The sequence below is a fragment of the Janthinobacterium sp. 67 genome (assembly GCF_002797895.1).
Classification (GTDB): Bacteria; Pseudomonadota; Gammaproteobacteria; order Burkholderiales; family Burkholderiaceae_D; genus Janthinobacterium.
Map to the genome: position 1 here is coordinate 603742 of NZ_PGES01000001.1, position 20950 is coordinate 624691.

The 20950-nt window shown below is 63.2% G+C and carries 15 protein-coding genes and 2 riboswitches; of the genes, 7 read left to right on the plus strand and 8 right to left on the minus strand.

The genetic code is table 11. The annotated features are described in order from the left end of the window. Positions 1 to 11 precede the first annotated feature (11 nt). On the plus strand, positions 12 to 1619 hold the full coding sequence (locus tag CLU90_RS02750; RefSeq protein WP_100427126.1) for a methyl-accepting chemotaxis protein: 1608 nt from the start codon (positions 12 to 14) through the stop codon (positions 1617 to 1619). A 56-nt stretch (positions 1620 to 1675) separates the two neighbouring features. After that, positions 1676 to 3313, plus strand: a complete 1638-nt coding sequence (locus tag CLU90_RS02755) for a methyl-accepting chemotaxis protein (RefSeq protein ID WP_100427127.1) — start codon at positions 1676 to 1678, stop codon at positions 3311 to 3313. Positions 3314 to 3367: 54 nt separating this feature from the next. Here CLU90_RS02755 and CLU90_RS02760 read toward each other — a convergent pair whose 3' ends face one another. The 5 genes from CLU90_RS02760 to CLU90_RS02780 form a co-directional block, all read right to left on the minus strand. Continuing rightward, the gene (locus CLU90_RS02760) at positions 3368 to 3880 is read right to left on the minus strand and encodes a ribonuclease HI family protein (protein WP_232731050.1); all 513 of its coding nucleotides are present in this window, start codon (positions 3878 to 3880) and stop codon (positions 3368 to 3370) included. Continuing rightward, on the minus strand, positions 3877 to 4218 hold the full coding sequence (locus CLU90_RS02765) for a DUF6677 family protein (protein ID WP_092715601.1): 342 nt from the start codon (positions 4216 to 4218) through the stop codon (positions 3877 to 3879). The genes CLU90_RS02760 and CLU90_RS02765 overlap by 4 nt, the downstream gene beginning before the upstream one ends. Before the next feature lie 36 nt (positions 4219 to 4254). Then, a complete protein-coding gene (gene mgtA / locus CLU90_RS02770; protein ID WP_100427129.1) occupies positions 4255 to 6939 on the minus strand; it encodes a magnesium-translocating P-type ATPase in 2685 nt (894 codons plus the stop codon). Between the two features lie 392 nt (positions 6940 to 7331). Then, the gene (locus CLU90_RS02775; protein WP_100427130.1) at positions 7332 to 7943 is read right to left on the minus strand and encodes a TetR/AcrR family transcriptional regulator; all 612 of its coding nucleotides are present in this window, start codon (positions 7941 to 7943) and stop codon (positions 7332 to 7334) included. A gap of 22 nt (positions 7944 to 7965) precedes the next feature. Continuing rightward, positions 7966 to 9183: a Bcr/CflA family efflux MFS transporter gene (locus CLU90_RS02780; protein ID WP_100427131.1), complete on the minus strand. Its 1218-nt coding sequence runs from the start codon at positions 9181 to 9183 to the stop codon at positions 7966 to 7968. Positions 9184 to 9329: 146 nt separating this feature from the next. Between CLU90_RS02780 and CLU90_RS29065 the strand changes: the two genes are divergently transcribed. Then, the gene (locus tag CLU90_RS29065; protein ID WP_157808716.1) at positions 9330 to 9497 is read left to right on the plus strand and encodes a hypothetical protein; all 168 of its coding nucleotides are present in this window, start codon (positions 9330 to 9332) and stop codon (positions 9495 to 9497) included. A 157-nt stretch (positions 9498 to 9654) separates the two neighbouring features. Here the strand turns inward: CLU90_RS29065 and gcvP are convergent, their stop codons facing one another. The 3 genes from gcvP to gcvT all read right to left on the minus strand — a co-directional run bounded on the left by gcvP (position 9655) and on the right by gcvT (position 14245). Beyond that, positions 9655 to 12555: an aminomethyl-transferring glycine dehydrogenase gene (gcvP, locus tag CLU90_RS02785; RefSeq protein ID WP_100427132.1), complete on the minus strand. Its 2901-nt coding sequence runs from the start codon at positions 12553 to 12555 to the stop codon at positions 9655 to 9657. A 117-nt stretch (positions 12556 to 12672) separates the two neighbouring features. Continuing rightward, complete coding sequence (gene gcvH / locus CLU90_RS02790) at positions 12673 to 13053, minus strand: glycine cleavage system protein GcvH (protein ID WP_034752282.1); 381 nt, start codon at positions 13051 to 13053, stop codon at positions 12673 to 12675. A gap of 70 nt (positions 13054 to 13123) precedes the next feature. Beyond that, positions 13124 to 14245, minus strand: a complete 1122-nt coding sequence (gene gcvT / locus CLU90_RS02795; RefSeq protein WP_092715591.1) for a glycine cleavage system aminomethyltransferase GcvT — start codon at positions 14243 to 14245, stop codon at positions 13124 to 13126. Positions 14246 to 14319: 74 nt separating this feature from the next. After that, positions 14320 to 14425, minus strand: a riboswitch (glycine riboswitch). A gap of 27 nt (positions 14426 to 14452) precedes the next feature. Further along, a riboswitch (glycine riboswitch) is annotated at positions 14453 to 14539 on the minus strand. A 170-nt stretch (positions 14540 to 14709) separates the two neighbouring features. Between gcvT and CLU90_RS02800 the strand changes: the two genes are divergently transcribed. The 4 genes from CLU90_RS02800 to CLU90_RS02815 all read left to right on the plus strand — a co-directional run bounded on the left by CLU90_RS02800 (position 14710) and on the right by CLU90_RS02815 (position 20947). Continuing rightward, complete coding sequence (locus tag CLU90_RS02800; protein WP_232731051.1) at positions 14710 to 15306, plus strand: ATP-dependent Clp protease proteolytic subunit; 597 nt, start codon at positions 14710 to 14712, stop codon at positions 15304 to 15306. A 133-nt stretch (positions 15307 to 15439) separates the two neighbouring features. Further along, entirely contained in the window at positions 15440 to 16075 is a 636-nt protein-coding gene (locus tag CLU90_RS02805) for a phosphatase PAP2 family protein (protein ID WP_232731052.1), read from the plus strand. Between the two features lie 184 nt (positions 16076 to 16259). Continuing rightward, positions 16260 to 19787, plus strand: a complete 3528-nt coding sequence (gene smc, locus CLU90_RS02810; protein ID WP_092715585.1) for a chromosome segregation protein SMC — start codon at positions 16260 to 16262, stop codon at positions 19785 to 19787. Further along, on the plus strand, positions 19784 to 20947 hold the full coding sequence (locus CLU90_RS02815; RefSeq protein WP_092715583.1) for a cell division protein ZipA C-terminal FtsZ-binding domain-containing protein: 1164 nt from the start codon (positions 19784 to 19786) through the stop codon (positions 20945 to 20947). Before smc ends, CLU90_RS02815 begins: the two co-directional genes overlap by 4 nt. Positions 20948 to 20950 lie beyond the last annotated feature (3 nt).

A 20950-nucleotide genomic window follows, 5' to 3' on the forward strand; every position in this document is an offset into this window, starting at 1 on the left:
AGGATAGTCACATGAATGTATTACGCAACGTCAGCATCGGTGTCCGCCTCGGACTCGGTTTTGCCGTGATCTTGCTGTTTTCCATGCTCATTACGGGCATCAGCGTCTGGCGCCTGCACGACGTGGCCAGTTCCACGCGCGTCATGATGGAGCAGCCGCTGGCCAAGGAACGCTATATTTCCGACTGGTACGGCCGCATCGACAGCGCCGTGCGCCGCACCATCGCCATTGCCCGCAGCAGCGATACCTCGCTCAGCGGCTATTTCGCCGAAGAATCGAAAGTCTCGTCGTCCAGCTCGGCCGAACTGCAAAAGAAAATCGAGGCGCTGATCGACAAGCCGGAAGAAAAAGCCATGTTCGCGGGCTTGCTGGAACAGCGCAAGGTCTACATCGGTTCGCGCGACCAGGTCTACAAGCTGAAGGGTGAAGCGCAGGTCGACGCCGCCAACGAGGTGTTTGAAAAGACCTTCGTGCCGGCCGCCGCCAAGTACCAGAAGATGGTGCTGGACTTGCTGGAACACCAGCGCGCCAGCATCGACACGACGGCACGCGAGATCGACGCCGTCGCCAATACCAGCCGCAACCTGATGCTGGTGCTCGCTGCGCTGGCGCTGGCTTTCGGCGTCGTCTGCGCCTGGGTCTTGACGACCGGCATCGTGCGCCCCCTGCGCACGGCCGTGGAGATTGCCCGCAAGGTGGCCGATGGCGACTTGACGGCGCAGATCGACGCCAGCGCCAAGGATGAAACCGGGCAATTGCTGCAAGCGCTGAAGGACATGAACACGAGCCTGCTCAACATCGTCGGTGAAGTGCGCAGCGGCACCGATAGCATCGCCACGTCTTCGACGCAGATCGCCGCCGGCAACCAGGACCTGTCTTCCCGCACGGAAGAGCAGGCCGGTTCGCTCGAAGAAACGGCGTCGTCGATGGAAGAGCTGACTTCCACCGTGAAGCAGAATGCGGACAATGCGCGCCAGGCGAATCAATTGGCGGCCTCGGCGGCGCAAGTGGCCGTCAAGGGCGGCGAAGTCGTGGCGCAGGTGGTGGGCACGATGGAATCGATCAATGCGTCGTCGAACAAGATCGTCGACATTATTTCCGTCATTGACGGCATCGCCTTCCAGACGAATATCCTGGCGCTGAACGCGGCCGTGGAAGCGGCGCGCGCCGGCGAGCAGGGGCGCGGCTTTGCCGTCGTGGCCTCCGAAGTGCGCAACCTGGCGCAGCGGTCGGCGTCGGCCGCGAAAGAGATCAAGACCCTGATCGGCGCGTCCGTCGAGCAAGTCAATGCGGGCAGCATGCTGGTGGCGCAAGCCGGTTCGACCATGAACGACATCGTCGACAGCGTGCAGCGCGTGAGCGACATCATCACGGAAATCACGGCCGCCAGCAGCGAGCAAAGCGTGGGCATCGACGAGATCAACCGCGCCATCGGCCAGATGGACGCCGTCACGCAGCAAAATGCGGCCCTGGTGGAAGAATCGGCGGCGGCCGCCGAATCGATGCAGCACCAGGCGCATAACCTGGCGCAGGTGGTCAGCGTCTTCAAGTTGAATGGCCAGCAGACGCTGAAACGCCCGGCAGCGCCGCAAACCGCCTTGCGCCTCGGCTCACGCTGATATCGGCTTCTGCCTCTTTTTTATATCGTCTGGTTCCGCTTTTTTAGGATATTCACATGAATTTGTTAAGAAACGTCAGTATTGGTGTGCGCCTCGGCCTGGGTTTTGCCGTGATCTTGCTGTTTTCCATGCTTATTACCGGCATCAGCGTGTGGCGCTTGCATGACGTGGCCACGGCCACGCGCACCATGATGGAATTGCCCTTGGCCAAGGAGCGCTATATTTCCGACTGGTATGCGAAGATCGACAGCGGCGTGCGCCGCACCACGGCCATCGCGCGCAGCAGCGACACGACCTTGGGCGCGTATTTTGCGGAAGAAGCCAAGCAGTCGTCGGTGGTCTCGGGCGAACTGCAAAAGAAAATCGAAGCCTTGATTTCCAGCCCGGAAGAAAAGGAACTGTTCCGCCTCGTGAGCGAACAGCGCAAGGTCTACCTCGATTCGCGCGCGCAAGTGTCGAAGCTGAAGGCGGATGGCCAGGAAGCGGAAGCGGAGAAGGCGTTCCAGGGCATCTTCGTACCCGGTTCGACGCAATACCTGAAGGTGGTCAACGACATGCTGCAGCACCAGCGCGCCAGCATCGACACGACGGCGCGCGAGATCGACGAAGTGGCCAACACCAGCCGCAACCTGCTGCTGACCCTGGCCTTGCTGGCGCTGGGCTTTGGCGTCGTGTGCGCCTGGCTGTTGACGACGGGCATCGTGCGCCCTTTGCGCACGGCCGTGGAGATTGCCCGCAAGGTGGCCGATGGCGACTTGACGGCGCAGATCGACGCCAGCGCCAAGGATGAAACCGGGCAATTGCTGCAAGCGCTGAAGGACATGAACACGAGCCTGCTCAACATCGTCGGTGAAGTGCGCAGCGGCACCGATAGCATCGCCACGTCCTCGACGCAGATTGCCGCCGGCAACCAGGACCTGTCTTCCCGTACGGAAGAGCAGGCCGGTTCGCTCGAAGAAACGGCGTCGTCGATGGAAGAGCTGACTTCCACCGTGAAGCAGAATGCGGACAATGCGCGCCAGGCCAACCAGTTGGCGGCCTCGGCGGCGCAAGTGGCCGTCAAGGGCGGCGAAGTGGTGGCGCAGGTCGTGGGCACGATGGAATCGATCAATGCGTCGTCGAACAAGATCGTCGACATCATCAGTGTCATCGATGGCATCGCCTTCCAGACGAATATCCTGGCGCTGAACGCGGCCGTGGAAGCGGCGCGCGCCGGCGAGCAGGGCCGCGGCTTTGCCGTCGTGGCGTCCGAAGTGCGCAACCTGGCCCAGCGGTCGGCATCGGCCGCGAAAGAGATCAAGACCCTGATCGGCGCGTCCGTCGAGCAAGTCAACGCGGGCAGCATGCTGGTGGCGCAAGCCGGTTCGACCATGAACGATATCGTCGACAGCGTGCAGCGCGTGAGCGACATCATCACGGAAATCACGGCCGCCAGCAGCGAGCAAAGCGTGGGCATCGACGAGATCAACCGCGCCATCGGCCAGATGGACGCCGTCACGCAGCAAAATGCGGCCCTGGTGGAAGAGTCGGCCGCCGCAGCGGAATCCATGCAGCACCAGGCGCATAACCTGGCGCAAGTGGTCAGCGTCTTCAAGCTGAATGCCCAGCAGGCCAGTGTCAGCGGTTTGAAGGGGATGAAGCGTCCGGTGGCAAAAGAGCAGAAGCAAGCGTTGCGGATCGGCCGGGCCGCTTAAGTTGCTTACCCCGTAAAAGCTGGGGTCGTACCCTGGAGGGTACGACCCCGGTATTTAGGACTCTGGGGTAAGGTTTGCAACCGCCATCTGCGATAGCCGGTCCGCCTCGCCATTCCTGTGGCGCGGCAGCCAGCGCAAGCTGACCTCATTGAATTGTTCCAGCAGGGCCACCACGGTGGCCCTTTGCGTTTCCAGCCCCTTGGCGCCCACGGGCGTCGCGCCTAGCACATCATTGATCACCACCTGGCTATCGCCGTACAGCAGCAGTTGCACGGGTGGCGGCCGCACGGCCAACGCCGCCTGCAGCACGGCTGTCAGGGCCGCATATTCGGCGTCGCTGCTGCTGCCATACCCGGCCGCCTCGCTCACTTCGATACGTTCGCCATTCGGTCCCAGCAGCAGTGCGCCTATGCCCAGCTTGCCCGGATTCGGATGGGCGGAACCGTCGAACCAGCCGCGCCAGGCCAGCGGGCCGCCATGGTCCTGGCGGCTGAGCGCCAGCTGCGCGCGGCGCGCCTGCATCTTGGCTTCCTTGCGCAGTTTTCGCGCCGCTGCTTCTTCCGTCATGGCTTGATCAGGAAGGTATCGATGAGGCTGCCTATCCAGCATGCCGCCAGCACAGCAACGGCCACCGTCATGGCGGGCCCGTCATTGGCGGACAGCGCATCGACTTTTTCCGCGATCAGCTGCACGTCGAGGGGCAGGGCGCCACTGTCGATCTGTGCCATTAGCTGGTCCAAACGTGCCATGATCTGGCGCAATACGATCACGAGCGCGATCAGGGCGGGCACGAGGAAGAGGCAGCCGCGCGCCTTGCGTTTCAATACAAAATGCCCGCTGCCGGGGAACACCAGGGCCGACAGCAGCAGGGCGAGATGACGTTTGGAAAGGGGGGAGCCGCTCATGCGTGCCTTTGTGAGGAGAAAGAGCGGCTCATCATACTATTGCCAGCCGAATTTGCGCAGATACACGCGTTTCATGAACGTCGTCAGCACGGTGTAGCAGACGAGGATGCCCAGCAGCCAGGGGAAATAGCCGAGCGGCAGCGCTTGCAGCTTGAAGTAGGTCGCCAGCGGTCCCATCGGCAGGAAGACGCCCACGGCCATGATGAGGGTCGTGGCCACCAGCAGGGGCACGGACGCGATGCTGTCGATGAAGGGCAGCTTGGGCGTGCGGATCAGGTGCACGATCAGGGTTTGCGTCAAGAGGCCCACGACGAACCAGCCGGACTGGAACAGCGTCTGCTGCTCGGGCGTATTGGCGCCAAACACATGCCACATCAGGATAAACGTGCTGATGTCGAAGATCGAGCTGATGGGGCCGAAGAAGACCATGAAGCGGCCGATGTCGCGCGGGTTCCAGCTCAGCGGCTGCTGGATCAGTTCGGCGTCGACATTGTCGAAGGGAATGGCGATCTGCGACACGTCGTACAACAGGTTTTGCACCAGCAAGTGCAGCGGCAGCATGGGCAAAAACGGCAGGAAGGCGCTGGCCACCAGCACGGAAAACACATTGCCGAAGTTCGAGCTGGCCGTCATGCGTATGTATTTGAGCATGTTGCTGAAGGTGCGCCGGCCTTCCAGCACGCCTTCTTCCAGCACCATCAGGCTCTTTTCCAGCAAGATGATGTCGGCCGCTTCCTTGGCGATATCGACGGCCGAATCGACGGAAATGCCGATGTCGGCCGCACGGAGGGCGGGCGCGTCGTTGATGCCGTCGCCCATGAAACCGACGATGTGGCCATTGCCGCGCAGGGCGCGCACGAGGCGCTCCTTGTGCAGCGGACTGAGCTTGGCGAACACCGTGTTGTCCTCGGCCGCCCTGGCCAGGGTGGCGTCGTCCATGTCATCCAGTTGCGGGCCTTGCAGCACGCCATGCACGGCCAAGCCCACTTCGCGGCAAATCTTCGCCGTCACGAGGTGGTTGTCGCCCGTCAAGACCTTGACCGTCACGCCGTGCTCGGCCAGCGCGCGCAGGGCGGGCGCCGTCGATTCCTTCGGCGGATCGAGGAAGGCCACGTAGCCGATCAGGGTCAGCGCCGTTTCATCGGCCACGCCGTACACGGTTTTATGGGGCGGCACTTCCTTGACGGCCACGGCCACCACGCGCAAGCCTTCCGCGTTCAGGCCGTGCGTGGTTTCCAGTACCTTGGCCAGCAGGGCCGCATCAAGCGGAATGCTGACGCCGCCCAGGCGCAGATGGCTGCAGGCGGCGAGGATTTCCTCGACGGCGCCCTTGCAGATCAGTTCATGGTGGTCATTCTTTTCGGAAACGACGACGGACATGCGGCGGCGCACGAAATCAAACGGGATTTCATCGACCTTGACGTAATCACGGGCCAGCTGCATTTCCGTCTGCAATTCCACATGGTCGAGCACGGCGCGGTCGAGCAGGTTTTTCAAGCCCGTCTGGTAGTGGCTGTTCAAATAGGCGAATTGCAGCACTTCGTCGGACGGCTGGCCGAACACGTCCGTGTGGCGCTCGAGCACGATCTTGTCCTGCGTCAAGGTACCCGTCTTGTCCGTGCACAGCACGTCCATGGCGCCGAAGTTCTGGATGGCGTCCAGGCGTTTCACGACGACTTTCTTTTTCGACAGTTTCACGGCGCCCTTGGCCAGGGTGCTGGTGACGATCATCGGCAGCATTTCCGGCGTCAGGCCGACGGCCACGGACAGGGCAAACAGGAATGCTTCCATCCAGTCGCCCTTGGTCCAGCCATTGATCAGGAACACGAGCGGCGCCATGACGAGGGCGAAGCGGATCAAGAGCCAGCTGACGCTGTTGACGCCCGCTTCGAACGCCGTCGGCGTGCGCTCCGTGGCCGTCACTCTCGTGGCGATGGTGCCAAAATACGTGCGGTTGCCCGTCGCCAGGACCAGCGCCGTGGCGGCGCCCGAGATCACGTTCGTGCCCATGAACAGCAGATTGGCCAGGTCCATCGGGTCTTTGCCATGGGCGTCGGACAGCTCGGCCATCTTTTCCACGGGCAGGGATTCGCCCGTCATGGCGGCCTGGCTGACGAACAGGTCTTTCGCGGACAGCAAGCGGCAGTCGGCGGGAATCATGTCGCCGGCCGACAGCACGATGATGTCGCCCTGCACCAGCTGGCGGATGGGCAGTTCGCTTTGCTGGCCGTTGCGCAGCACGGTGGCCGTATTGCTGACCATGGCTTTCAGGCGCTCGGCGGCCCGGTTCGAGCGGCCTTCCTGCACGAAGCGCAGCAGGGTCGACAAAATCACCATGGTGCCGATGACGATGGTCGCCTTCGGATCTTCCGTCAGGTAGGAAACGATGGCCAGCACGGTGAGCAGCAGGTTGAACGGATTCTTGTAGCACAGCCACAGGTGCTGGTACCAGGCCAGCGGTTTTTCATGCTCGACCTCGTTCGGTCCCGTTTGCGCGCCGATCACTTGCGCCTCGGCATCGCGCAAGCCTTCCAGGCGCGTGTGCAGGCGGTTCAGCGCGCTGTCGAGGTCTTCATGGGCGGCCGCCAGCAGCTGGCGCGCCAGGTGGTCGGGCACAGGACGGGCCGTGCTGTTTTCCAACGGCATGGCGCGGCGGCGGAAGTTGCCGGCCGTATGGCGCTTGCGCAGGAACGATTCGAATAAGCGGGTGAAGAGGTTCATGGCTCTTCCTTTCACGACGAGGTGTTGACGGGCGGCGCAGCCGCAGGCAAGACTTGCGTGCCGCCAGCGCGACATGGCGAACCATGGCGCTGGCGGGCAATCCGGGTCAGTAGCCGGTCGCGATCGGAAAGAGGGGAGGGCGCGCGGCCGTACTGGCCGCGAGAGACACCGCACCTTGCTCAGCAAGGCACGGAGGAAAGGAAGTTCCGCGTTGCTTGCTGTTTAGCTGCCGAGGCAATCACCGATACAAGATCGGCTACTGTCACTAGAACAAGTACCCACGTGGGACTCCGTAAATGAATAATGAGGGCATCTTATGGATGGGCTGCCGGGGTGTCAACTGAAGAAATCTTAGGTTTCCAAAGTGTAATGTGACTGTTGCAGCCCCACGCTCAGGCATGTTGCGTGGCAAGCGCCAGCGAATCGGACAATATCTGCCACAGCGCCGCATGGCGCTGCTGCAGCGCGGCGCCACCCGCGTAGATCAGCTCCACGTGCAGGCTGTCGACGATGCCCAGGTAGGCTTGCGCGTACAGTTCGATGCGCTGCGGCGGTAAAGCAGGTGCAAGACGCGCCAGGCTCTTCACGTAGTGTCGCTGCAATTGCGCCAGCAGCGCTTCATAGCCCGTGCCCACTTCCACGCGCAGGGGCGTGGGCGGCAAATACGCCGTGCGCAGCAAAAAGCGCAGATGGGCCGACTCGGCGTAGCGCTGCGCCATGCGGTCGCAGTACAGGGCGCCGGCCTGCTGGCCGCCGGGCGTCGTCAGCACAGCCTCGTCGGCAAAGCAGCCGTCCATGAACGCTTGCTCTTCGGCCAGCGCGTCGGCAAACACGTCGAGGAAGAGGGCGTCCTTGCCGGCGAAGTGCGAATACAGCGAAGCCTTGCGCATGCCCGCCTGTTCGGCGATGTCGCTCAGCGACGAGGCATCGTAGCCGCGCTCGGAAAAGTGCACGACGGCGACGGCGCAGATGTTATCGGCCGAGGCCGAGCGTTTTTTCATCATTGGGGTGAGAGTGGGTGAGGCGTCAGTGCGCTCCCAGGCTGTCGGCATGGACCGGATGGATGCGCGCAGTGGCCAGGGTCAGCCATGATACCAGCAGGCCGGCCACGGTCAAGAACAGCAGCCATGGCAATGGTCCCCATTCGGACAGGCTGGCCGCCAGAGGCGTGGCCAAGGACGATAAGGTCATCTGGATGGCGCCCAGCAGGGCGGCCGTGGAACCGAGCGCGCGTTGCTGCGAACCCATGGCCATGGCCATCAGCGCCGCTTCCGCGATACCCAGGCCGAACAGGGCCACGAACATGCCCGGCACGACGGCCGCGATGCCCGCTCCCGTCCAGGCACCGAGCATGGCCAGTCCCGCGCCGCCCAGCATGGCGACGCTGCCCGCCACGCTCAGGCGCGCCACGCCGTGCCTTTCCACCAGGCGGCCGCTGGCCATCGCGCCCAGCAGCACGGCCACGCCCGTGGCGCCGAAGACGAGGCCGAAATGGCTGGCGGACAGGCCGAAATCGCGCTGGTACACGAGCGACGCGCCGCCGATATAGGCAAACAGGAAAAAGAAAGTGGCGGACAAGGCCAGCGCGGGCAGCAGGAAGGCGCGGTCCAGCGCGATGCGCGCATAGGTGCGGTGCATGCCCTGGGGCGAGACGCGGCGGGCGGGCGCTAACGTTTCCGGAAGGAACAATGCGCTATTGAGCAGGGTCAAGGCGCCCAGCGCGGCCAGGGCCAGCATCACGGCGCGCCAGCCGTAGTGCGCGTCGAGCAAGCCGCCCACGGCGGGCGCCAGCACGGGCGCCAGACCGACAATGGTCATCAACAGGGCAAACAGCTGCGCCGCTTTGACCCCATCGGCCACGTCGCGCACCATGCTCATCACCACGACCAGGGTCAGCGCCGCACCCAAGCCCTGCACGGTGCGCGCCAGCAGCAGGGTGCTCAATTGATCCGCCTGCGACGCCCACACGGCCGCCACGATGTACACGGCGATGCCGGCCAGCAGCGGACGGCGCCGGCCCAGCATGTCGGTGAGCGGCCCGCACAGCAGCTGCCCGCCGCCCAGGGCCAGCAGGAAGACCGTCAGGCTCAGCTGCACGTTCGCATACGAGGTGTGCAGCTCGCGCGCCATGGCCGGCATCGAGGCCAGATACATGTCGATGCCTGCCGGACCAAGCACGGCCACGAGAGCCAGCGAAGCGGCCAGCCCGAGACTGGCGGCGGGGATAGTGGTTTGCTGCTGCATCGCGCTTCCTTCATATCGTGAAAAAAACGGGGCATGGACGCCGCCGTGTTTTTTATTGTACACTTACTGCCTACCGGTAGGTAGCTTGTTCAGTCAATGAAAAGGATGAGAGCGATGAAGGAAGAGACAATGACGGGAGAGCTGGCATGACGGAAGTGGGAATTGCGCTCAGCGGCGTTGCCGTGGCGCTGCTGTTCGCCGCCTGGAGTTCGCACCGCGCCCGCTGCGAGCGGCGCGATGTCGTGTGCCTGACGGTACTGGGCACCGTGCTGGGCTTGCCTGGCGCGGTCTTGCTGGCGTTGCCGATCGCGTAGGTCGGATTAGGCCCGAAGGGCCGTAATCCGACAACATGGTTGGCGTATATGGTGATGTCGGATTACGCTCCGCTAATCCGACCTACGATGAAAAAAGGCAGGCCGCGTGGCCTGCCTTTCTGTCGCTGGCACGCCCGCCTAAGCGGGCGCCTGGCGCTTACTCTTCTTCGTACGAGCTGATCGGCGCGCAACCGCAGAACAGATTACGGTCGCCATACACGTTGTCGGCGCGGCCGACCGGCGGCCAGTATTTGCGCTGGCGCAGGGAAGCGACGGGGTAGGCCGCGATTTCACGGCTGTACTTGCGTTCCCAGCTGTCCGACATCAGCACTTGTGCCGTGTGCGGCGCGTTTTTCAAGGGGTTGTCGTCATGGTCGAATTCACCGCTGGCGACCTTGGCGATTTCCGCGCGGATGGCGATCATGGCGTCGATGAAGCGGTCGATCTCCACTTTCGATTCGCTCTCCGTCGGCTCGATCATCAGGGTGCCCGGCACGGGGAAGCTCATGGTCGGCGCGTGGAAACCGAAGTCCATCAAACGCTTGGCCACGTCTTCATTGCTGATGCCGGTGGCGTCCGTGATCGGGCGCAGGTCCAGGATGCACTCGTGCGCGACCAGGCCATCGTGGCCCGAATACAGCACGGGGTAGTGCGGCGCCAGGCGGCGGGCGATGTAGTTCGCCGCCAGGATCGCCGTCTCGGTGGCGGCCGTCAAGCCTTCCGCGCCCATCATGGCGATGTACATCCACGAAATCGGCAGGATGCTGGCCGAGCCGAATGGCGCGGCGCTGACTGCGCCGATGCCGGCTGCGTCGCGCTGGTAGCCGGAGGAACGCTGGTTCGGCAGGAATTTCGCCAGGTGGGCGCCCACGCCGATCGGGCCGACGCCTGGTCCGCCGCCGCCGTGCGGGATGCAGAAGGTCTTGTGCAGGTTCAGGTGCGACACGTCGCCCCCAAAACTGCCGGGAGCGGCCACGCCGACCAGCGCGTTCATGTTGGCGCCGTCGATGTAGACCTGGCCGCCGTGCGAATGGATGATTTCGCACAGTTCCTGGATGCCTTCTTCAAACACGCCGTGGGTGGACGGGTAGGTGACCATCACGCAAGCGAGGTTGGCGCTGTGCTTTTCCGCTTTCGCCTTCAGGTCCGCCAGGTCCACGTTGCCGTTGGCGTCGCAGCTGGTGACGACGACCTGCATGCCGACCATATTGGCCGATGCCGGGTTGGTGCCGTGCGCCGACGATGGAATCAGACAGATGTTGCGGTGGCCTTCGCCGCGCGATTCGTGGTACGCCTTGATCACCAGCAGACCCGCGTATTCGCCCTGCGAGCCGGCGTTCGGCTGCAGCGAGACGGCCGCGTAGCCCGTCAATGCGCACAGCATCTCTTCCAGTTGCGCGATCATTTCGCGGTAGCCGACCGTTTGTGCATCTGGCGCGAACGGGTGGATGTTCGAGAACTCGGGCCAGGTGACGGGAATCATTTCCGACGTGGCGTTCAGCTTCATCGTGCACGAGCCGAGCGGGATCATGGTGCGGTCCAGCGCCAAGTCCTTGTCGGCCAGGCTGCGCAGGTAGCGCAGCATTTCGTGTTCCGAGTGGTAGCTGTTGAAGACCGGGTGGGTCAGGTAGGCGCTTTCACGCGTCAGATTCGCCGGCAGCATGCTGGTGACATTGGCTTCGACTGCGTCCAGGTCCGGGGCGGCAGGCGCGTTGGCCAGGCCGTGCGCGAACACCTTCCACAGCAGCGCGATATCGTCGCGCGTGGTGGTTTCGTCGAGCGACACGCCGACGTGGGTGTTGTCGATCTTGCGCAGGTTGACGCCGTGGTGCATGGCCGTCGCGTGCAGCTGCGCCGCATCGGCCACGTTGATGGTCAGGGTGTCGAAATAGCTGGCGTTGACGACGCCATAGCCGAGGGTCTTCAGGTTGGCGGCCAGTACGCCCGTAAAGCGGTGCACGCGCTGGGCGATCTGCAGCAGGCCGGCAGGGCCGTGGTAGACGGCGTACATCGACGCCATCACGGCCAGCAGCACTTGCGCCGTGCAGATGTTGGACGTCGCTTTTTCGCGGCGGATATGCTGTTCGCGCGTTTGCAGGGCCAGACGATACGCCTTGTTGCCTTGCGCATCGACGGTCACGCCGACCAGACGGCCCGACATATTGCGCTTGAATTCATCGCGCGTGGACAGGTAGCCCGCGTGCGGGCCGCCGAAACCGAGCGGCACGCCGAAGCGCTGGCTGTTGCCGACGACGACGTCGGCGCCCCATTCGCCCGGTGGCGTGAGCATGGTCAGGGCCAGCAGGTCGGCCGCGACGATGACCATGGCGCCATTCGCGTGCAGTTTTTCCACGCCGGCGCGGTAGTCGCGCACGACACCGTTCACGCCCGGGTATTGCAGCAGCACGCCGAAGCAGGCGTCCAGCGACTCGATTTCAGCCGGGTCGAAGGTACGCACTTCGATGCCGATCGGCTGGGCGCGCGTCTGCACCACTTCCAGCGTTTGCGGCAGCACGTCATTGGCGACGTACAGCACGTTCGACTTCGACTTGCCCACGCGCTGGATCAGGGTCATCGCTTCGGCGGCGGCCGTGCCTTCGTCCAGCATCGAGGCGTTCGAGATGCCCATGCCGGTCAGGTCGGTGATCACTTGCTGGAAGTTCAAAATCGCTTCCAGGCGGCCTTGCGAAATCTCCGGCTGGTAAGGCGTGTACGCCGTGTACCAGGCCGGGTTTTCAAAGATGTTGCGCAGCACGACGCCAGGCGTAAACGTGTTGTAGTAGCCCTGGCCGATCAGGGATTTCAGCACCTGGTTCTTGCCGGCGATGGCTTTCAGGCGCGACAGGGCTTCCTGTTCCGGCATCGGCTGCGAGTACGCGCCCAGGGGCAGCGCGCCCTTGTTGCGGATGTTGGCCGGCACCAGGGCGTCGATCAGCGCGGCGCGCGATGGATAGCCGAGGGTCGCCAGCATGGCTTGCTGTTCGGTGGCGGAAGGGCCGATGTGGCGGGCGATGAAGGCATCGCGTGCTTCGAGTTGGGTCAGGCTGGTGCGGGTCATGATATAGAGGCCAAAAAAGACTGAAAAACCGGGATGCGGCGCGCGGGCGCGGCGCCGGGCATAGCTACAAAATTAAATGCAAACGGGCCGCAAACGCGGCCCGTGAGTCAAACGCGATCAGGCGCTGGTGGTGGCGCCATAGGCGGCAGCGTCGAGCAAGCCGTCCAGGGCCGACACGTCGGCTGGCTTGATCTTGAACAGCCAGTTGGCGTAGGCGTCGGCGTTGATCGATTCAGGCGCATTGACCACGTCGTCGTTGACGGCCACGACTTCGCCCGACAGCGGTGCATAGATGTCGCTTGCCGCCTTGACCGATTCCACCACGGCGGCGTCGTCGCCGGCGGTGAAGGTGGCGCCCACGTCAGGCAGTTCGACGAAGACGATGTCGCCCAGCGCATCCTGCGCGTACTCGGTGATGCCGACGGTGATCGTGCCGTCGGCTTCCAGGCGTACCCATTCGTGGGAAGCGGTGTACTTCAGGTCTGCAGGAATGTTCATGTGTGGCTCCAGATAGTAAATGTTCGTTATTGATTATGTTTATTCAGTCTTGCGGGCGGCTCTAATACGCTTACGCAGCCAGGATTTTACCGTTACGCACGAAAGGCAGCTTGACTACCGAGGCGGCCAGCTGCTTGCCGCGGATTTCCACGTGCACGGTGTCGCCCACGTTGACGCCGTTCGGCACGCGCGCCAGGGCGATCGCTTCCTGCATCGTCGGGCTGAAGGTGCCGCTCGTGATTTCGCCTGTTTGCTCGTTACCGGCGATGATGACTTTTTGATGGGCGCGCAGCACGCCGCCTTTTTCGCGCAGGATCAGGCCGACGAATTGCGCGTTCTGGCCTTTGGCCTGCAGGGCGGCCTTGCCGATGAAGTTGCGCTCGCTGACCAGGTCGATGGTCCATGCGAGGCCCGCGTCGAGCGGGTTGACGGTTTCGTCCATGTCCTGGCCGTACAGATTCATGCCCGCTTCCAGGCGCAGGGTGTCGCGCGCGCCGAGGCCCGCCGGCTTGACGCCGGCCGCGATCAATGCGTTCCACAGCGCTTCCACCTGGGTGGCGGGCACGCCGATTTCAAAGCCGTCTTCGCCCGTGTAGCCGGTGCGCGCCAGCATGACTTCGCCAAATGGCGTGTCCTTGACGATGACGACGTTGAACGGCTTGATGGCTTCGGACGCGGCTTGCGTCTGCGGCAGCACCTGCCACACCTTGGCGCGCGCGTTCGGGCCTTGCACGGCCACCAGGGCCATGGCGTCGTTGCCGTCGCGGCGCTGCGTGATTGTCAGGCCGCTGCTGGTGGCGGTGTTTTGCTGCTGCATCCAGGCCACGTCTTTTTCAGCCGTGCCCGCGTTGACGACGAGGCGGAACCAGTTTTCATTGAAGAAGTAGACGATCAGGTCGTCGATGACGGTGCCTTCGGCATTCAACATGCACGAGTACAGGGCCTTGCCCGACACTTGCAGCTTGTCGACGTTATTGGCCAGCAAGCCGCGCAAAAAGGCGCGCACGTTCGGACCTTCGATATCGACCACGCACATATGGGACACGTCGAACATGCCGGCGTCGCCGCGCACGGCGTTGTGTTCTTCGATTTGCGAGCCGTAGTTGACGGGCATGTCCCAGCCGCCGAAATCGACCATGCGGGCGCCGAGGGCACGGTGGGCGTTGTTGAGTGGGGTCGCTTTGAGCGTCATGGATTCCTCGGGACGAAGGTAATAGGGGAGTTAACAAAACATAGAATAGCCAAACACGGCTTTCCAGCGTGATCACTGACCCCCCTGTCCTTTGTACCTGAGAGATTACGGGGGCTTGCCCCGTGCGCCCCTTCGGTGGGCCGCCGGCAATAGCCGCGGCCGCTCTCCAGAGTTGAGCTGAGTATGTCGCCAAAGCAACAGCTTCAGTCCGCCTGATCGGTCCTTTTGCCTGAGAGTTTTTGGGTAGTGCCCCTTCGGCGGCAACGCTGGGTTGCCCTCTCCCGATCAAGTGGGAGGAATATATGCCAGCAGGGTGTTTCTGTCAATCTGAAAAGACGTTGCCAGATTGCAGCAAAAGCCACGGTTTGCGGGGCTGCGGGGGGCTGCTGGCTCAACGCAAGTGGGCGCCGCGCCGCGCGGGAATGCGCTATGATGAAGTCCTGGCTTTCTTGCGGGTGGCTGCCATGAACACGACACAAAGCGAGACACAAGACGAGATACAAGGCGAGACACAAAACAACACCGAGCAGCACGGTTACTTTACCCTCTCGGGCGACGTCAACAGTGACATGGTGCGGCGCGTCTTCAACGCCGCGGCCGACATCACGGAAGACAAGCTCACCACCGCGCACATCCTGATACAGTCCAACGGCGGCTATGTCAGCGATGGCATCTGTCTGTACAACTTCCTCAGCAAGTTGCCGCTCGACATCATTACCTACAATGCGGGCGCCGTGGCGTCCATCGCCGTCACCCTGTTCCTGGCGGGGCGGCAGCGCCATGCCAGCGACACGGCCCGCTTCATGGTACACAAGTCGCATGCGACGGCCTCGCCCGGTTCGCGCCCCGACGCGCTCAGCATTATCGTCGAGGGCTTGCGCGCCGACGACATGCGTACGGAACGCATCCTGCGCGGCCACGTCAACCTGACGCAAGAGCAGTGGCAGGTGCACGCGTATTCCGACCTGCACCTGACGGCCGAGCAGGCGCTGGACGTGGGCATGATCGATTCGATCCGCGACTTTGCGCCGCCCAAGGGCAAGCGCCTGACGAATATCTGATGCCCGGGCGGCTGGTCCTGGCGTGGAATTTTGTAATCGAATGTAATTCTTCGCTGCAGCACAGCAAAAGCTGCGCGGAACAGGGCGGAGTCATGGCATAGTGCAAGCTGATCATGAAATAAGCGCGTGCACGATGACTTGGTGGAATGGGATTTCTTTTGCGGCCGACATGTCCGTGATGGGGCCGGCTGGCGTGGCGATCGCCCTGTGGCTGCTTGTGTCGCGCCAGTGGCGTTTGGTGCTCAGCTGGAGCTTGTGGTACGGCGGCGGCCTGGCCCTCGTGGTGCTGTCGAAGCTGGCCTTCATGAGCTGGGGCGTGGGCAGCAGCACGCTCGATTTTACGGGTTTCAGCGGCCACGCCATGCGCGCCGGCGCCGTGTTTCCCGTGCTGATGTATGTGCTGTTGCAGCGGGCGGAACCGCGCTGGCGCCATGCCGGCGTGCTTGTCGGCGTGGCCTTTGCCGTGCTGGTGGCCATTTCCCGCGTGGTCGTGCATGCGCACAGCGTGTCGGAAGCCGTCAGCGGCTGCGTGCTGGGCCTGGCGCTGGCGCTGGGCTTCATGTGGAATGCCCGCGGCGCCGTCGATTTCGCCGTCAGCCATGCGCTGGCCCTGGCCAGCCTGGTGCTGATGGTGGCGCTCAGCTTCAAGGCCGAACCCATGCCGACCGAGCAATGGCTGCAAAAACTGGCCATGGTGCTGTCCGGCCATGAGCGCGTTTTTTCCCGTGCGGACTGGAAACTGGCGCAGGATGGCCGTCCTGCCCGGTGATCCGCTGCCAACTGGCGCCTGGCGCCGCTGTTTTTTGGCCAGAAAAGCATCAGGAAATGGTATGATGAACCACTTTTTTTGCGGTGCATGGCCAGGCAGCCGTCGCGATGCCGCATCTGAACTGAATATGAACCGGGTTCACCCATAATATAACCGCCAGCATAGGCCAGGAACTCTAAAACACGTGCGTCTCTCTTCCATCAAGTTGTCGGGATTTAAGTCTTTCGTCGATCCCACCAATTTCCAGGTGCCAGGCCAGCTCGTGGGCGTGGTCGGGCCGAATGGCTGCGGCAAGTCGAACATCATCGACGCCGTGCGCTGGGTGCTGGGCGAATCGAAAGCGTCGGAATTGCGCGGCGAATCGATGCAGGACGTCATTTTCAACGGCTCCACCCACCGCAAACCGGCCGGGCGCGCTTCCGTGGAGCTGGTGTTCGACAATAACGATGGCAAGGCGTCGGGCCAGTGGGGCCAGTACGCCGAGATCGCCGTCAAGCGCACCCTGACGCGCGACGGCACGTCCACCTATTACATCAATGGCCAGCCCGTGCGCCGGCGCGACATCCAGGATATTTTCCTTGGCACCGGCCTCGGCCCGCGCGCCTACGCCATCATCGGCCAGGGCATGATTTCGCGCATCATCGAATCGCGCCCCGAAGAATTGCGCGTCTTCCTCGAGGAAGCGGCAGGCGTGTCGAAATACAAGGAACGCCGCCGCGAGACGGAAAACCGCCTGCAGGACACGCGCGAGAATTTGCTGCGCGTGGAAGACATCTTGCGCGAACTCAATGCCAACCTGGAAAAGCTGGAAGCGCAGGCGGCCGTGGCCACCCGTTTCCACGCCTTGCAGGCGGACCAGGAAGAAAAGCAGAAGCTGTTGTGGCTGCTGCGCAAGAACGAGGCGCAAAACGAGCAGACGCGCTATTTCCGCGAAGTGGAACAGGCGCAGACGGACCTGGAAGAACAGACGGCCAAGCTGCGCAACGTGGAACTGACCCTGGAGCAGATGCGCCAGGCGCACTTTGCCGTGGGCGACCGCCTGCATACGGCGCAAGGCCATCTGTACCAGACGAATGCGGAAATCGGCAGCCTGGAAGCGCAGATCAAGTTCGTCATCGAATCGCGCGCCCGCCTGCAGGCGCAGCTGGCGACCCTGACGGCCCAGCGCGACCAGTGGAACAGCCAGGGCGCCGAATACCAGGAGCAGATCGAAGAAGCGGAGTTCCACCTCGAGGAACTGGCTGCCAAGGTCGAGCAGTCGCAGATGATGGCCGAGCAGAAGGGCGAGCAATTGCCCGAGCTCGATGCCGCCTGGCGTGCAGCACAGAACAAGAGCACGGAATCGCGCGCGCGGATCATGCAGGCCCAGCAGCAGCTGGAACTGGAATCGGCGCACCAGCGCAACGCCTCGAACATCCTGGCCAGCCTGCTCACGCGCCGCGAGCGCCTGCAGCAGGAAAAGAACAGCCTCAGCTTGCCCGACAGCAGCCACCTGGAAAACCTGAAACTGCAGCTGGAAGAAAAGCAGCAAACCCTGGAAGAACAGGGTTTCTACCTGGAAGAAGCGCTGGAGCAGCAACCGAAACTGGAGCAGGAGCGGATGGAGGCGCAGGCACAGGTCAATGCCGAAACGGCCGCCAACGCCCAGCTGGAAGCGCGTCTTTCTGCCTTGAAGCAGTTGCAGGAACGAGTGCAAACCCAGGGCAAGGTCCAGCCATGGCTGAAAAAGCACGAGCTCGACACCTTGCCCCGTCTGTGGCAAAAGCTGCAGATCGAAGCGGGCTGGGAAGCGGCCATGGAATCGATCTTGCGCGAGCGCACGTCGGCCTTGCAACTGTCGAACATCGACTGGGCCAAGGCTTTCTTTGCGGACGCGCCGCCAGCCAAGCTGGCCCTGTATGCGCCATCGACCGTGGCGCCGCTGCCCCTGCCGGAAGTGCCGGGCCTCAAGCCTTTCCTGAATTTGCTCAAACTCAACGATCCGGGCTTGCGCGGCTTGCTGCAGGATTGGCTGTACAACGCCTACGCCGTGGAAGACGCGGCCGAAGCCCTGGCTGAACGCGGCAAGTTGCCGCCGGGCGGCTATTTCGTCACGCGCGCCGGTCACGTGGTCACGGCCACCAGCGTGCGCTTCTATGCGGCCGATTCGGAGCAGGAAGGCATGCTGGGCCGCCAGCAGGAAATCGAGAATATCGGCAAACAGTTGCGCGCACAGCAATTGCTGGCCGAAGAGGCACGCGCCCGTTCCGTGCGGGCCGACGCGGCCGTGGGCGCCTTGACGCGCAATCTGTCCGACTTGCGCCTGCGCATACAGCAGCTCACTTCATCCGTGCATACCTTGCAGCTGGACGTGGTGAAACTGTCGGAAGTGGAAGCGCGCTTCAATCAGCGCAGCACGCAGATCGGCGCGGACCTGGCGGAAATCGCCGCCCAGGAAGCGGAACAGCAGCAGATCAAGGCCGAGTCGGAAGAAAAATTCGAACAGCTGGACATGGAACTGGGCAATCTGCAGGAAGCGCACGAAGACGGCCATACGGATTTCCTGCAGAAAGAGCAGCGCCTGGCCGAAGCGCGCGAAGCCTTGCGCGACCTGGAGCGGGCCGCCAAGGATACGGAATACGCGGAAAAAGCCCATCGCGCGAAGATCGAGGAACTGCGCCGCAACATTGCCACGGCCAGTACGCAGGCCCAGCAAGTGACGGCCAGCCTGCAGGCGGGCGAACTGGAACTGGCCAACCTGGAAAGCGGCGCGGCCGCCGACGGCTTGCAGGATCTGCTCGAGCGCCGCACGACGCAGGAGCGGGCGCTGGCGGACGCGCGTCATGAACTCGATCAAATTACGCAGCAGCTGCGCCTGTCCGAAGATGCGCGCACGCAATCGGAACGCAGCTTGCAGCCGCAGCGCGACAAGATCATGGAAATGCAGCTCAAGGAACAGGCCGCGCGCCTGAACCAGGAACAATTCGCCCAGCAATTGCTGGAATCGGGCGCCGATGAGGCGGCCCTGACGGAAAAGCTGCATCCGGATATGCGCCCATCGTATCTGCAGGGCGAAGTGACGCGCCTGACCAACGCCATCACGGCACTGGGCGCCGTCAACCTGGCCGCGCTGGACGAGCTGGCGCAGGCGTCCGAGCGCAAGAATTTCCTCGACGCCCAGAATGCCGACTTGACGGAAGCGATCAATACCCTGGAAGACGCGATCCACAAGATCGACAAGGAAACGCGCGACTTGCTGCAAGACACGTTCGACAAGGTCAACCACCACTTTTCCGAGCTGTTCCCGATCCTGTTCGGCGGCGGCCAGGCGCGCCTGACCATGACGGGCGACGAGATTCTCGATTCCGGTGTACAAGTCATGGCGCAGCCTCCCGGCAAGAAAAATGCCACCATCCACCTGTTGTCCGGTGGAGAGAAGGCGCTGACCGCGACCGCATTGGTGTTTTCCATGTTCCGCCTGAATCCGGCGCCGTTCTGCCTGCTCGACGAAGTCGATGCGCCGCTGGACGATTCGAACACGGAGCGCTTCTGCCGCATGGTCAAGCGCATGTCCGACCAGACCCAATTCCTTTTCATTTCGCATAACAAGATTGCGATGGAAATGGCCCATCAATTGATCGGTGTGACGATGCAGGAGCAGGGCGTATCGCGCATCGTGGCGGTGGACATGGAGTCCGCCGCAAATTTTGCAACCGAGGCACAAGCAGCATGACAGACCTTCAAATTACCTTGTTCGGCGCCGGCGGCGTCTTTATCGTCGGCGTTTTCTCGTACAACAAATGGCAGGAATACAAGGCCAAGAAAAGCGTGGAACGGGCTTTTTCCACTGACCACGACGACGTGCTGATGCGCGAAGGCGATGCGCCCGCAGTGGAAGCCCAGGAACCCGTCCTGCGCCAGGAGCCGCGCTTTGACGCCGCGCCCGCCGCCAAGGCAGAACCGTCGTTCGGCGCGCCGCCAGTCGTCGCCGTCGCCGACGCGCCCGTGCATGCGGAACCGTCGCTGGCCGATGCGGATCCGGCTCCGGCCGTCCCTGCCGCACCCGTGCAGCAGGAAGTCAGCGCCGCCAGCGAGCAGGCGACCAGCCTGGTCGATCCGCTCATCGATTGCCTGCTGCCTTTGTCACTGGAAGCGCCCGTGCGCGGCGACAAGATCCTGCCCGTGCTGCAAACCCTGCGCCTGGTGGGCAACAAGCCCGTGCACTTCATCGGTTTACACGTGAATGGCGACTGGGAACCGATCACGCATGGCGGTGTCTACACCAAGATGCAGGGCGGCGTGCAGCTGGCCAGCCGCAGCACGGCCCTGAACGAGCTCGAATACTCGGAACTGGTCACGCGCCTGCGCGGCGTGGCGGACGAGATCGGCGCCGAGCCGGAAGTGCCGGACATGATGGAAGTGATGGCTGAAGCGCGCAATCTGCACCGTTTCGTTGCCGGTCACGATGCCCAGCTGGGCGTGAATCTGCACACGAATGGCGCGCCATGGGCCATTTCCACCTTGCTGTTCGCGCTGGAAAAACAGGGCTTTGACGTGCGTCCGGACGGCCGCTTCGTCATGCCCGATGGCGAAGGCGGTTATCTGTTCTCGCTGTCGACGAATGTCACCCTGGCCGAGGAAACGACGCCCCGTCTGACCCTGCTGCTGGACGTGCCCTGCGTGGCGCCCGCGCGCGACGGCTTCGGCGCCATGGTCGCTTGCGCCAAGGCACTGGTAGGTCGCCTCGACGCCACCATCGTCGATGATTACAACCAGGCCCTGTCCGATGCGGCGCTGGCCGAGATCGCCGGCCAGGTGCAAGAGTTTTACCAGGAAATGGACGCGGCCGACATTCCGGCTGGCTCCACCCGCGCCCTGCGTTTATTTAGCTGAAGA